The following is a 12,849-nucleotide window of genomic DNA, read 5'->3' on the forward strand; positions in this document are numbered from 1 at the left end:
CCTCCTGATGGACTCCCGGGCCAATGCCGGCTTGCCTTGATCCCTCCGAATCCCGTAAATGCAGCCATGGCAAGCACCCCGGCGAAGTCCGTCCGCACCTTGCGGATCGGCGAACTGAAGCTCGCTGACGCATTGCTGCTGGCTCCCATGGAGGGCTACAGCGATCAACCCTTCCGCCGCATCTGCCGGCGGCTGGGGGCGGACCTTGCCTACACCGAGTTCACCTCCAGCGAAGCCCTCGTCCGACTCGCCGGCCGCTCCGCCAGCAAGATCAGCCTGGCCGACGACGAGCGCCCGGTGGGAATCCAGATCTACGGGCGCGATCCCGGCCGGATGGCCCAAGCGGCGCGCCAGGCGGCGGCCAATCGACCGGAGCTGGTGGACATCAACTTCGGCTGTCCGGCGCGCAAGGTGTGCGGCGGTGGGGCCGGATCGCAGTTGATGAGGGAACCAGACCTGTTGTTGCAGATCGCCGGCGCCGTGGTGCAGGCCGTGGATCTTCCCGTCACGGTGAAAATGCGCCTGGGCTGGGATGGCCCAAGCCGCAATGCCGTGGAGCTGGCCCTGCGCTTGCAGGACTTGGGCGTCAAGGCCGTCACCATCCATGGACGCACCCGCTGCCAGAAGTTCGAGGGCCAGGCCGACTGGGACGGCATCGCCGAGGTCAAGCGCGCCCTGGAGATCCCGGTCATCGGCAATGGCGACGTGCGCAGCCCGGAGGACGCCCGCCGCCTCTTCGACCACACCGGCGTGGATGCCGTGATGATCGGCCGCGCCGCCATCCATTACCCCTGGATTTTCCGCGAAACGCGGGCCTTCCTCGACCGCGGCCAGAACCTGCCCCCGCCCGGACTGGAGGAGAAGGTCGATCTCCTGCTCGAGCATCTCGACCTGGCCGTCCAGCACAAGGGCGAGCAGCGGGCCGTGCTGGAGATGCGCAAGATGTACGTCGCCTACCTGCGCGATCATCCGGGCATCAAGGCGCTGCGGGCTGAACTGATGACCCTGGTGGAGGCCGCCGCTGTGCGTGGCCGCCTGCTGGAACTGCGCGCCGACCTCGAGCCGGGCGCGGAGGACCCGCGGGAGTTGGAAAGCCTGACGGCCGCCCCATGAGCGGGGACAGGCTGCTCGTGCTCAGCATGGGGGATCCGGCGGGGATCGGTCCGGAGGTGCTGCTCAAGGCCGCGGCGCGCTGGATGGCCGAGCGTCGACCGGGCCGCTTGCTGGCCGTGGCGCCGCCCTCCTGGCTGGACGGCCTGCGCCGGCGCCTGGGCCTGGAGCTGCGGCTGGTGGTGGACGACGGGACGCGGGCAAGGCCCGATGGCTTGACCCTGGCGCCCTGGCCGCCACCTGTGGAGGAGGATCCGCCGACGGATCTGCTCATCCATGAGAAGGAGCCGACCCCGCCCGCCCTTCCCGCGCCCTCGCTGGCGGGAGGGATCCTGGCCTGGCTCTCGCTGGCCGCGGCCGTGGACATCGTGGGGCGGGACCCCGTCCGGCGGGCCTTGGTGACGGCGCCCGTCTGCAAGGAGTCCCTCGCCCGCGCCGGCTTCCGCTGGCCCGGCCACACCGAGTACTTGGGCTGGCGCGGCGGCGTGGCCGATCCGCTCATGTGGATGTGCTCGCCGGACCTGTCGGTGGGGCTGGTGAGCAATCACGACCCGCTCGCCCGCCTGCCCCTGGCCATCACGGCGGAGCGCGTCGAGCGCAAGGCGCGCCTTGCCCTGGCCCACCTGGCGCGGCGTCATCCGGGCGAGCGGCTGGGCGTGCTGGCCCTCAATCCCCACGCCGGCGACGGAGGCGTGCTGGGCGGGGAGGAGGTCGAGTGGCTGGGCCCGCTGCTGGAAAGCATGCGCCGCGAAGGCCTGCCCTGCGACGGACCCCTCTCCGCCGACGCCGCCCTGGCCCGGGGGAAGGGGCGCCTGCTCGCCATGTATCACGACCAGGGCCTGCCCGTCTTCAAGCTGGTGGCGGGCGCCGCCGGTGTCAATACGACGCTGGGCCTGCCCTTTGTCCGCTGCTCGCCAGGCCATGGCACGGCCTTTGACATCGCCGGCCAGGGACGCGCCGATGAGGGGGGCCTGTTCGCCGCCCTGGCCGAGGCCTGGCGCCAGCTGGAGGACCGCGCCGCGTGAGGATCCGGCCCGTGCCGCCCTATCAGGCCCTGGCGGCCATCTACGACCAGCTGATGATGCACGTCGATTATCCCATGTGGGCCGATTACACGCGTGAGCTGTGGCGTCGCCATGGCGGCGGCCGGCTGGGCAGCGCCTTCGACGCCGCCTGTGGCACGGGACGCTTCCTGGCCGCCTTGAAGGAGCCGCGCCTGCGCCTGGCCGGAGCGGACGGCTGCGCCGCCATGCTGGAGCAAGCCCGCCGCCGGCTGCCCCGCACCGTGGCCCTCTCCTGCCAGGATCTGCGCGAGCTGGCCATGCCCGGCCGCTGGGATTTGGTCACCTGCCTCTACGACTCCCTCAACTATCTCGAGGAGACGGACGACCTGCGCAGCGCCCTGGCGCGCCTGGGCGCCCTGGTCGCGCCGCGCGGCCTGCTCGTCTTCGATGTCTGCACCGAGCGCAACAGCCTGTCCCATTTCAACGACCGCCAGGAGAGCGGGCGCGCCGAGGAGGTGACGTGGGAGCGGCACAGCTGGTACGACCGACCGGCCCGCCTGCATCACAACGAGTTCCTGCTGGAGGACGAGCAGGGGCGACGCTGGGCGGAGGCGCACCGGCAACGCATATACGCCATCGAGGAGGTGGAGGCGGTGGCCGCGGAGGCCGGCTTGTCCCTGCTGGGCCGCTACGCCGACTTCACCCTGCTGCCCGGCAGTGAACAAGCGGACCGCGTCCACTTCGCGGCGCGGCCGACGGGGAGCCAGGTGTGAACGGAAACGGCAGCGCCGCCACCCTGCCGCTGCTGGAGGCGCGCGGCCTGGAGTTCCAGTACCCGGGCGGCTTCCGCCTGGGACCCTTGGATCTGCGCCTGTTCGCCGGCGAGCTCGTCTCGCTGGAGGGGGAGCCCGGCGCCGGCAAGTCCACCCTGCTGCGTCTCCTGGCGGCGCGCCAACGACCGGAGGCCGGCACCCTGCTGCTGCGGCAAGAGCCCCTGGCCGGCCGCCGCTTGACGGAGCTGGCCGCCTGGCGTCGCCGCCTGGGACTGCTCGACCAGGATGCCGGCTTGCCCGCCCAGCGCAGTCCGCGTGAACTGCTGCGCCTGGCCCTGGCCGCCCACGGCCTGGGCGCCCGTCAACGGCGCCAGGAGAGCATGCGCATCCTGGGCGAGACCGGCCTGCTGGCCCGGGCCGATCTGCCCTGCGGCAGCCTCTCCACCGGCCAGGGCCGCTGGGTCCAGTTGGCCCTGGCGCTGTGCGGCCTGCCCGAGCTCCTCCTCCTGGACGAACCCCTCGCCCACCTTTCCCCCGACCATCAGGTGGAGATGGTGGCCAGTCTGCGTCGCCTCGCCCGGCGCGGCATGGCCGTCCTTTTTTGCGGCCACGGGGCCATTCCCGGCAGGCGGGAGGATGTGCGCCGACTGCGGCTGGAGCGGGGCCGTCTCGCGGAACTGCCCGCGGCGGGAGGCCACCGATGATCTGGCTGCTCGAAGGCCTGCGGCTGCTGCTGCGCTCACGCTCCCGCAGCGCCCTGCTGGTGCTGTGCTGGAGCTTGACCCTGCTCGCGGCCGGAGCGCTCGGCTGGGTGCTGGGCAACAGCCGGCAATTCCGCAGCGCCCTGGCCGGACGCGTCCCGGCGGAATGCTATCTGGACCAGGAGGACGAAGGCGTGCGGGAGGCGGTGCGCCGGGTGCTGGCCGCCGGCACAGCGCTGGAATGGGCCGGCTACCTCGACCGCGCGGCGGCCGCCGCCGAGTTCGAGGCCGGCTTCGGCGTGGACGTGCGGGCCCTGCTGGGGGAGAATCCTTTTCCCCCCACTGTGCTGCTCCGGGTGCGGCCGGAGGCCTCCGCGGCGGAACTGGAACGGCACCTGGGCCAGCTGGAGGAGCTGCCCGGCGTGAGTGGCACCCATGTGGATCGTCAATTGTTGGGGGATCTGGGGCGCCAGATGCGGCGGCTGGGCATCATCGTGCTGGGCGCGGGCCTGCTCCTGGCCGCCCTCACGGCCGGCCTGCTGGCGGCCGCCGTGCGCAGCCTGGACCGGGCCTTCCAGGGCGAGGCGGCGCTGCTCGTGCGCCAGGGGGCGCGGCCCTGGCAGCTCTTCCTGCCCCCCGCCACAGCCCTGGTCCTGCCGGCGGCGGCGACGGCCCTCGTCGCCCTCGCCCTGTTGCGCTTCCTGGGTGGACTCGCCGACCGGCTGGACCTGCCCGCCGCCGGCTCGGCGCCCGGGTCGCTGGCCATCGGGATCGCTCTGCCGCTGGCCCTGGGCCTGCTCCATCTGGCGCGGCGGGCGCGGCGACGGGTGGCGGCGGGTGAGTAGGGTCAAGGGTGCACACCCACCAGTTCAAGGGATGCCATGAGGATATTGTTCATCACACCGACCACCGACAGTGCCCACTTGGTGAAATGGGTTGTGGCCGCCCGCTCGAAGGGTCATGAGATTGAGATCCTGTGCCATGCCCCCTGTACGAGTGCATTGGGTCTTCCCGTTACTGTCGTTCCTACCGATACAAGCTTCATGGCGAAATGCTTCGGTCGCCTGCGCTTCATCTTCGTCTGCAGAAGCCTGATTCGACGGTTCAGACCTGATTTGGTCCAGGTCCACTTCATGGATCCCACTTTGAATGTACTGGGCTGGGCACACACCAAACCGTTGTTGGTCTCAGTTTGGGGCAGTGATGTTGCCATGCCTCGCAATGCGGTCAACGAGTTGTTCAGACGCTACGGGTTGCGATCAGCCGACATCGTGACGGCCACCAACCCTCTCCTCGAGTACATGGTCAGATCCCATGTGGGGCTGAGCGCCAAAGTGGAAGTGATCCCATTTGGAATAGATCTCGACCTCTTCCAACCAGGCTTCCCACCGCCTCGCACACCCTTTCGGATCGGCTTCGTCAAACACCTGGAGCCCGTTTATGGCTACGATATCTTGATCAAGGCCGCCGCCCTGATGCACCGTGAAATCGGCTCCATGGAACTGGTGATCGTGGGAGGCGGCAGCCGACTCAACCACGCACGCGGGCTGGTGCAGGAGCTTGGAATCAATGATATGGTGAGCTTCTTGGGCCGGGTACCCAATGATCAGCTTCCTGGCTTGTTGGGCGGTTTCCATGCCTTGGCCATGCCCTCCCTCAGCGAGAGCTTCGGGGTCAGCGCCCTGGAGGCTTCCGCTTGCGGCGTGCCGGTGGTGGCTAGCCGCACAGGCGGTATCCCGGATGTGGTGCGCGATGGTGAGACAGGGTTCCTGGTTCCACCAAGGGATCCCGCTGCATTGGCTGAACGGCTGGCTTGGCTGGCTGGACATCCGAGTGAAGCCAGCCGAATGGGCGCAGAAGGCCGACGCTTCGTGGAGCGGCACTACAACTGGACTGCTTGCGCCGAGCGGATGGAGTTGGTGCAGCAACAACTTGTTGCCGCTTATGCAAGCAAGGCGTGAACACATGCCGGCACAAGTCATGCTATGTCACGACTTAAGCAATTCCAGATATCTACGTGCCAGGAGGCCTCGCTCGAATTGAGCCAGATCCATGATGGGAAGCGGATAGCTTGGGCCGTTGAGGCAGCGATCCATCAGCCGCTCGATGCCACGGCAAATAGCATCCGCATCCGTCGCTGGTGTGACTTCGCCCATATCCCGCGAAGTCACAAAGTCTGCCAGGATGCCGGGAGGCGCGCTAACAAGCAGGGGCTTAGCCAGGCGGCAGGCCTCAAAGAGTTTACCCGTATATACACGATCCACGTTCGGTTTCTCGAAGAGCATGATCAGGATGGCATGGGACGCTGCCTGGATCTCCAAGGCCTGTCGGTGTGGCAGGAAACCCAGGAATTCCATGCGGGATGTGGTAAGCAATCCAGCCACACGGTCTCGTTCGATGGGCGAAACATGACCTGCGATCTGTAATACCAAGCGACAGGCCAAATCCCCGCGGCGTTTCTCAAGAAGCTGCATGGCCTCCATCATCTTCTGCAGGCTGTGCGGCCCGTTAACCCCGCCAATGCTGCCGGCATAAGTCAGAAGAAAGCGTCCATCGCGGGGTGACTCAGGCAAGTTGCTTGGGAAATCCTCTTCGTCGTAACCATTGGTGATGAGGTGCGCAGTGCTTGGCCGCTTGAGCTGACTTTGAATCCACTTATCCAGACCAGGTGTACATGTGATCACGAGGTCCGCCTGGTTGACGGTCAAGTGTTCGAGCATGCGCTGCGTCCAGCGGAACCATGAGGTGTTGGGTGACATCTGGGGATCAAGTGCCCAGCTGTCCCGGAAATCAAGGACTAAGCGCAGCTCTTTTCTCCAGTATCGCAGCAGGGGAACAAGCAGCGACATGCTGTTGGGCGGGCTGGTGATCAGCACAGTGCGGATGCCGCGTGCGTGAATCAACTTCCGGGCGGCGGTGAACATGGCTGGCAGATATCGGAAGCGATTGTCAGGAAAGGGCAGGAAGGTTCTCAGGATACGACCAGCCAAGCGAAGTGAGGAGGCTCGGTTAGCATGGTCGATGATGTTGGGCATAACGGGATTGGTGCTGGCGACTTCGATGGGAATGCCCGTCAACTCATGATCCAGGCTTTGATCGGCATCGCGCGATTCGAATCCACCGGTCAATACCACGAGAGGCTGATCAAGCCGGTGTAGGTACTTGGCCAGCTTTACCATGCGCACCGAACCACCGCTCCCCACGAATGGATGAAAGTCGTACGCTATCAACAAGATCGGAGTCGACATGCCATTCTTCCAGTTGGATAATCAAACCTGTGTGGAAGGTAGTAGTTCATCGTGGGGATGGGATGTCTCACGATGCCCACACTTGCCAAACCTGGTATACACTGAGTATTCATTCAGATAAGGACTGAACATTATGCGAATCGCCATCGACGGGCGGGCCATCATGCCTCAGCTGGACGGCATTGGACGATACTCCCACTGTCTGATCGAAGGATTGCGACAATTGGATACGCGAAACGAGTATATCGTCTACGTCACCCACCCGCATTTCTCGTTTCCCTCCGACTCCAACTTTCGTGAAGCTCTGCTGCCGTATCGCTATGTCCACCCGTACACCATCATGGCTTTCCATCGTGAACTGCATGCCCAGAAGGTGGACTTGTTGTTTGCCCCGTTCTTCTTCGCTCCGCCATTGTTTCGTGGCCCGACCATTTTGACTGTCCACGACTTGATCTGGGTCAAGCAACCAGGACTGCAAGCGAAGCCGGGAAACCCACTGGAGCTGGTCAAGATTATCGCCCATAGGACCATCGTTCCATACTCATTGCGACGCGCCGCAGAAGTGATCACTGTCAGCCACTCCACCGCGGCTGACCTACATCGGCTTGACCCCTCCTTGTCAGACCGGGTCACGGTGATCACCCCGGGAATCGACCATCTCCCGTGCGGAGAGGATCCGTTGCCATTGTCGGATCGGGACTCTTATGTGTTGTTTGTCGGGAACTCAAAACCCTATAAGAACATGGCTGGTGTGATAGAGTGCTTCGAACGTTTGACGGCGAACGAACCATTCGACACGCTTCGATTGAAGATTCCCGGGCGCCGGGACAATTTCCGCACAATCATCCAAGAGCAAATCAATCGGAGTAGTTGTCGTGATCGGGTCGACTTGTTGGGGCCAGTTGATGAAGTCTCCCTAGTCGATTTGTATCGACGGGCACGGCTACTGCTCTTTCCATCCCGCTATGAAGGTTTCGGCTTCCCCGTGCTGGAAGCGATGGCCTTTGGGACGCCGGTCGTCACGTCCAATTGCAGTTCCTTGCCCGAAGTCGCCGGAGACGCCGCCGTCCTGGTCGACCCGGAGGACATTCCACAAATGGCGCGGGCTTGCGCGGCTCTGCTTGGGGATCCAGTCCGGATGCAGTCTCTGGTCGAGCGAGGACGGCGCCGAGTCCTGGACTACCGCTGGGAGGAATGCGCGCGGCAGGTCCATGCGGTTCTGCTGCGTGCCGGCCGGCCCTTCCTTGGGGCTTGATTGCTACCTTCGCGCGTCGTAGTCGAACCCGGAGCGCCCGTGCATCGCGTCGTCTGCGCCGTGACCGGCCATGCCAGGCGAACCTGGCCGGCCCTGGTGGCGGCACCCCTCATCGCAGTGAGCACCAGCCTTGCCTTCGATGAACCCGCCTGGATCCTTCTGCCCGCGGCGCTGGCAATTCTCTTGTTGTGCATGCTGATCCAGGACATGGCCGTATTCCTGTTGGCCTTCTTCCCCCTCCTCTGCTTCCACCACGTGTCCCAATTGAACCTGCTCTTCGCCGTGTTCGGCGTGCTGGCGTTGCTGCTGGGACGCTGGGTTGAACGTGACCGGCAGAGGCCGCTCACGTGGCTGGAATTGGGCCTGCTGGCGATCGCCACCCTGGCCTACTTGCCAGTCCTGCGCGTCGACAATCAACTTGAGACAACTGTCTGGTGGGCCTACGACTTCCTGCCCCTGGTCCTTTACGTGCTTCTGTGCGGCCGGCTGGTGGCAGCGGAGACGTTGCGCCACACGGCGAAGCTCTTCGTGGTGATCGCTTCGGTGGCCGCAGTAACGGTCATTGCCGACGGACTGCTCCATCCACATGTCAGAGCCGTTGGGTTGGTTGACTCGTACCCCACCGGCGTCGCCTTCGATCTGGTGCCATTCTTCCCGATCGCCCTCGGCCTCTTCGGTGACCGCGATACGCGAATTCTGGGAATCGCCGGGTCCCTGCTCATACTGCTTGCCCTGTTCTTCACGGGAACACGGATGCCTTTCTTCATCGCCTGCCTTTCGGCCCTTCCCTTCTTCAAGCTGAGGCATGCCGGCTTGTATCTGTTCATAGGGCTGGGGATCCTTTTCGCCATGCAGTCCGGCGGCGGCCTGGTAAGCCGCTACAATGCCATCGAGGTAGAACAGGGAGTGGCCCAGAGCACCGACGCCTCCACTGTCATCAGGCTGCTACAGTGGGTCCTATCGCTGAAGATCCTCCAGGTGCACGGCTGGCTGGGGATAGGCTTCGGCCAGTACCGCGAGATGGCCCAGTCCCTCTTCCCGGACCCAACAATGGTCCTCGGGCACTCCCACAATGCGCTGCTGGAGAAAATGGTCCAGGTGGGGATCCCCGTGGCCCTGTTCTACTTCTTTGTCATCAGCACCCTGATCTGGATCAACTGGAGATGCTACTTCCTCATGCGCCGCGACTTGACTCCAGCAGATGAACGGTTGCTGCTGGGCTTTGGCCTGGGCGCCTGCGCCCTGCTGGCGTGCGGCGTCTCCGACGCGGTTCTCAGCGGTCACAACCAGCCCATTCTGTTCTGGATGGTGATGGCTTGCTGGTCCCTCTTCACCCGCATCGCCCCCCGGCCCACCGGGGGGGCACCGGCATGACGGCCACGGACCTGATCCTTGGCGCGGTCCTTGGGCTCTCCCTCGCGGGGCTCTTTGCTGCCTATCCGGGCATCCTCCTTGTCTTGCTTCTCGCACGGCACCGTGCGAGGGACTGGCATGCCGAAGACGACCACTGCCCCACCGTGACCATCTTCCTTGCAGCCTTCAACGAGGAGGGCTTGATCGAGAAGAAGCTGCAGAACTGCGTCGAGCTGGACTACCCGGCGGAGCGACTGGAGATCCTGGTGGTGTCCGACCAGTCCACCGACCGCACCGCCGAGCTGGTTGACTGCTTCCCCGATAACAGGGTCCGCAGGGTGGACCTTGGCCACCGCCTGGGCAAGGCGAGCATCATGAGCCGCGCCTTGCCGCTGGCCAAGGGCGAGATCCTCGTTGTGACTGACACCAACGTGTTCTTCGCCCGCGACACTCTGCGACGGCTGATGCGCTGGTACGCTGATCCGCGCGTTGGCTTGGTCTCGGGCACAGAGCAACGGATCCAGGCGGAGCGACAGCAGTTCCAGGCGGAGACTTGGTACCGCGACTTCGACATTGTCCTGAAATGCGCGGAGGGGCGGATGGGCGCGACCATGGGGGCCTACGGCGGCATCTACAGCCTGCGCGCTACCTGTTGGCGTGCCATTCCGGACGAGACGCAAAACGAGGATCTTGCCACGACCCTCAACGTCCTCCGGCAAGGCTACGCGACCCTCCACGACAGTGAGGCGCTCGCCGAGGAGGCAATCGGCGCCAACCCCGACATGGAGTTCGGGCGGCGCATCCGCATCGGCGCGGGCAACTTTCAGTGCCTCGCCTGGAATCTCTGGCTCCTGAATCCACTGCAAGGCTGGAAGAGCCTGTTCTTCTGGTTCCACAAAGTGCCACGCTGGTTCACGCCGCACCTGCTGATTGTTGCCCTGGCGACGCATCTGGCCCTGGCGTTGCGTGGCCATCTGATGCCGTGGTTGGCGTTGCACCTCGCTCTCTACGCGGTTGGTCTGTATGGAATCCACCAGAACCGCCGCGGGCTGGGCCGCGGCTGGGTCTCCGCGCTGGGCCATTTCCTGCACATGAACGCCGCGGTAGGGCTGGGCTTCATCCGCTGGCTGCGCGGGATCCGGGCTGGGACTTGGACACCGACGCGGCTCTGACGCCATGTTGCGCTCTGTCCTCGCCATCCTGTGCACGCGTGTCCTGACGCGCCTCGTGACCATGGCCGCGGGCATCCTCATCGCCCGCACCATCGGCGTGGAGGAGCAGGGCGTGCTCGGCCTCCTCCTCATGCTGGGTGGTCTGCTGGCCGGCATTTGCGACCTGGGGCTGGGCATGGGCGCCGTCTTCTTCGTGGGTCGCCAGGGCTGGCGAGCCGACCGCTTCACGGGCCTGGCCTTGCCCGTGCTCGCCCTGTCCACCGCCGCCGGACTGGGCCTCTTCGCCTGGCTGGCCGCCACTTGGCTCACCGACTACGCCGTCGCCCTGCAGGGGGCCAACCTGGCGGCCCTGGCCCTCTTCGTGGGAGCCAACACCTTCACCGAGCTCTATCTCAACCTCACCATCGCCCGGCAGCGCATCGCCCAGTACAACCTGGCCGAGCTGGCCTTCGCCGCTGTCATAGTAGTCGCCACCCTTCTGCTGACGGCCCGCGGCCTGCGCAACGCCTCCGTTTACCTTGCCCTCTACGGCGCGGCGCGTCTGCTCGTGTTCCTCTATCTGCTCTCCCGCCAGGAGGACCGCCCCCGGCCGGGCCCGCTGCGTGAGACGGCCACCCTGCTGCGCTACAGCCTCACCCAGTGGTCGGCCAACCTCTTCAGCATGCTCAGCGTGCGGGTGGACGCCCTGCTTCTGGCCTGGTACATCCCGCGCTCGGACCGCGTCGACCTGGCCGACCTGGGTCTCTACACCATCTGCCTGCTCACCATCACGCGCTTGATGGATGTCCAGCGCAGCATCCAGACGGCCTTCTTCTCCCGGGTGGCCAACGAGGAAGCCTCCCGCGCCGTGGAAACCACCAACACCACCTACCGTCGCAGTTTCCTGGTCTATCTGGTGCTGTCGGCCGCGCTCATCGCCGGTGGTTGGCCCGTGCTTTGGCTCTACGGGCCGGAGTACCCCGCCGCCTGGGGCGTGCTGACAGTGCTCGTGCTGGGCACCATCACCCTGCGCGGCAACGCCGGCGTGCTTATGCTCTATTTCTCATCCGTGGACCGCAGCGTCTACACCGTGCACACCCACCAGATCAGCCTGGCGGGCAACCTGTTGCTCAACATCCTGCTCATTCCGCGCTGGGGCATCATGGGCGCCGCCCTGGGCACGGCCCTTGCCTTCGCCGCCGGCAAGCTTTACCTCCTCTGGCGCTACCAGAAGGAGACGGGCAGCCGCTGGTCGCGCGATCTCCTGCTGCGTCCCGCCGAGATGCGGACGGCCCTGGGGGATCTGCGGCGCGAAGTGGGAGCCATGTGGCGGGGAGGTGGACGATGAGCCGGCGTGAATGGAAGCCTCGCAGCCGGCGCGGGCGCCTGGCCTGGACGGCGGTGGCCCTCCTGGCCGCCCTCACCATCCTGGCCCTGATCGGGCGCTGGGACGCCGCCCGTCGCCGGCAGATTTCGCCTGAACTGCGCCGCGCCGTGGCCCAGGCTGGCGACAGCATCCTCTCGGTGGCCCGGGTGCGTGCTTGGCTGGACAGTCGGCCGGAGCGGCTCTCCCAGGACGAGCTGCGCCGCTGGCTGGAAGGCTGGGTGGAGGACCAGATCCTGGCCCAGGCCGCCGCGCGGCTGGGGCTGGACACAACGGCCAGCGTGCGTGAGGACCTGGTCCGCCTCCGGCTCCGCTTTCTGCGGGGGCTGCTGGAGGAACAGAGCCTGGCCGAGTCCCTCACCGTCTCCAAGCTGGAGCTGCGCACCTGGGCCAAGGCCAACGAGGACCAGCTCGCCCTGCCCGAGCGGCACGTGCAGGTGACCTGGCTCTTCGGCGAGGACAGCCTGGCCCTGGCCCGCATGATCCCCCACCTGGCCCGGGGCCGGGTGCGCGAGCAGGATTTGGAGGAACTGGAGCTGCGCCGTGGCCAATCCGGCTACCTGGCCCGCCCGGACTTCCTGCCCGGCCATGCCGAGGCGGTGGCGGCCTTGAAGATGCTGGAAGTGACGCCTGTGCTGCCCCTGCCGGGGGGCTGGGTGATCTACCAGCTCACCGGACAGCGGCCGGTGGGTTGGCTGCCCGATCCTGAACAGGACGAGGAGCTGATCCGCCGCGCCATGATCCAGGATCTCCGCTGGAAGCGCCTGCAGGACAGGCTGGAGACCATCCGCCGGGAGGCGGTGTGGAAGGTGGACCTCACGCCCCTGCTGGAGGTGGAAAGCGGCGTGCCGCCCTCGCGCCGCTGATGGG

At 66.0% G+C, this 12,849-nt stretch carries 12 protein-coding genes; 11 read left to right on the forward strand and 1 reads right to left on the reverse strand.

Going from position 1 to position 12,849, the window contains the following annotated elements:
• Positions 1-66: 66 nt before the first annotated feature.
• The 6 genes from dusB to Q8O14_09540 are packed head-to-tail and all read left to right on the forward strand — an operon-like array spanning position 67 to position 5,549.
• Positions 67-1,113, forward strand: a complete 1,047-nt coding sequence (dusB, locus tag Q8O14_09515) for a tRNA dihydrouridine synthase DusB (protein MDP2360976.1) — start codon at positions 67-69, stop codon at positions 1,111-1,113.
• Positions 1,110-2,135 carry a 4-hydroxythreonine-4-phosphate dehydrogenase PdxA gene (locus tag Q8O14_09520; GenBank protein ID MDP2360977.1) on the forward strand — a complete coding sequence of 342 codons (1,026 nt, stop codon included), beginning with the start codon at positions 1,110-1,112 and terminating at the stop codon, positions 2,133-2,135. The genes dusB and Q8O14_09520 overlap by 4 nt, the downstream gene beginning before the upstream one ends.
• On the forward strand, positions 2,132-2,887 hold the full coding sequence (locus tag Q8O14_09525) for a class I SAM-dependent methyltransferase (protein ID MDP2360978.1): 756 nt from the start codon (positions 2,132-2,134) through the stop codon (positions 2,885-2,887). Before Q8O14_09520 ends, Q8O14_09525 begins: the two co-directional genes overlap by 4 nt.
• Entirely contained in the window at positions 2,884-3,591 is a 708-nt protein-coding gene (locus Q8O14_09530; protein MDP2360979.1) for an ABC transporter ATP-binding protein, read from the forward strand. Before Q8O14_09525 ends, Q8O14_09530 begins: the two co-directional genes overlap by 4 nt.
• Positions 3,588-4,433, forward strand: coding sequence for a hypothetical protein (locus tag Q8O14_09535; GenBank protein ID MDP2360980.1), 846 nt, complete (start codon positions 3,588-3,590; stop codon positions 4,431-4,433). The genes Q8O14_09530 and Q8O14_09535 overlap by 4 nt, the downstream gene beginning before the upstream one ends.
• Before the next feature lie 36 nt (positions 4,434-4,469).
• Complete coding sequence (locus tag Q8O14_09540; GenBank protein MDP2360981.1) at positions 4,470-5,549, forward strand: glycosyltransferase; 1,080 nt, start codon at positions 4,470-4,472, stop codon at positions 5,547-5,549.
• A gap of 27 nt (positions 5,550-5,576) precedes the next feature.
• On the opposite strand, the gene Q8O14_09545 is transcribed toward Q8O14_09540, so the two are convergent.
• Positions 5,577-6,836 carry a glycosyltransferase gene (locus tag Q8O14_09545; GenBank protein MDP2360982.1) on the reverse strand — a complete coding sequence of 420 codons (1,260 nt, stop codon included), beginning with the start codon at positions 6,834-6,836 and terminating at the stop codon, positions 5,577-5,579.
• 133 nt (positions 6,837-6,969) lie between these two features.
• Here Q8O14_09545 and Q8O14_09550 point away from each other — a divergent pair, with 133 nt between their 5' ends.
• Genes Q8O14_09550 through Q8O14_09570 form a run of 5 tightly spaced genes read left to right on the forward strand, consistent with a single transcriptional unit; the run spans position 6,970 to position 12,845 of the window.
• The gene (locus Q8O14_09550) at positions 6,970-8,091 is read left to right on the forward strand and encodes a glycosyltransferase family 1 protein (protein ID MDP2360983.1); all 1,122 of its coding nucleotides are present in this window, start codon (positions 6,970-6,972) and stop codon (positions 8,089-8,091) included.
• A 60-nt stretch (positions 8,092-8,151) separates the two neighbouring features.
• Positions 8,152-9,465: an O-antigen ligase family protein gene (locus Q8O14_09555; protein MDP2360984.1), complete on the forward strand. Its 1,314-nt coding sequence runs from the start codon at positions 8,152-8,154 to the stop codon at positions 9,463-9,465.
• Positions 9,462-10,616: a glycosyltransferase family 2 protein gene (locus tag Q8O14_09560; protein MDP2360985.1), complete on the forward strand. Its 1,155-nt coding sequence runs from the start codon at positions 9,462-9,464 to the stop codon at positions 10,614-10,616. Before Q8O14_09555 ends, Q8O14_09560 begins: the two co-directional genes overlap by 4 nt.
• Before the next feature lie 4 nt (positions 10,617-10,620).
• Complete coding sequence (locus tag Q8O14_09565) at positions 10,621-11,943, forward strand: polysaccharide biosynthesis C-terminal domain-containing protein (protein ID MDP2360986.1); 1,323 nt, start codon at positions 10,621-10,623, stop codon at positions 11,941-11,943.
• A complete protein-coding gene (locus tag Q8O14_09570; GenBank protein ID MDP2360987.1) occupies positions 11,940-12,845 on the forward strand; it encodes a hypothetical protein in 906 nt (301 codons plus the stop codon). Before Q8O14_09565 ends, Q8O14_09570 begins: the two co-directional genes overlap by 4 nt.
• Positions 12,846-12,849 lie beyond the last annotated feature (4 nt).

This window comes from bacterium, from assembly GCA_030685015.1.
Classification (GTDB): domain Bacteria; phylum CAIWAD01; class CAIWAD01; order CAIWAD01; family CAIWAD01; genus CAIWAD01.

What these genes read in the sequence shown, in the direction of transcription:
- dusB (MDP2360976.1), top strand. Translation starts at nt 67, where the DNA reads ATGGCAAGCACCCCGGCGAAGTCCGTCCGCACCTTGCGGATCGGCGAA.
- Q8O14_09520 (MDP2360977.1), top strand. Translation starts at nt 1,110, where the DNA reads ATGAGCGGGGACAGGCTGCTCGTGCTCAGCATGGGGGATCCGGCGGGG.
- Q8O14_09535 (MDP2360980.1), top strand. Translation starts at nt 3,588, where the DNA reads ATGATCTGGCTGCTCGAAGGCCTGCGGCTGCTGCTGCGCTCACGCTCC.
- Q8O14_09540 (MDP2360981.1), top strand. Translation starts at nt 4,470, where the DNA reads ATGAGGATATTGTTCATCACACCGACCACCGACAGTGCCCACTTGGTG.
- Q8O14_09545 (MDP2360982.1), bottom strand. Translation starts at nt 6,836, where the DNA reads ATGTCGACTCCGATCTTGTTGATAGCGTACGACTTTCATCCATTCGTG.
- Q8O14_09550 (MDP2360983.1), top strand. Translation starts at nt 6,970, where the DNA reads ATGCGAATCGCCATCGACGGGCGGGCCATCATGCCTCAGCTGGACGGC.
- Q8O14_09560 (MDP2360985.1), top strand. Translation starts at nt 9,462, where the DNA reads ATGACGGCCACGGACCTGATCCTTGGCGCGGTCCTTGGGCTCTCCCTC.
- Q8O14_09565 (MDP2360986.1), top strand. Translation starts at nt 10,621, where the DNA reads ATGTTGCGCTCTGTCCTCGCCATCCTGTGCACGCGTGTCCTGACGCGC.
- Q8O14_09570 (MDP2360987.1), top strand. Translation starts at nt 11,940, where the DNA reads ATGAGCCGGCGTGAATGGAAGCCTCGCAGCCGGCGCGGGCGCCTGGCC.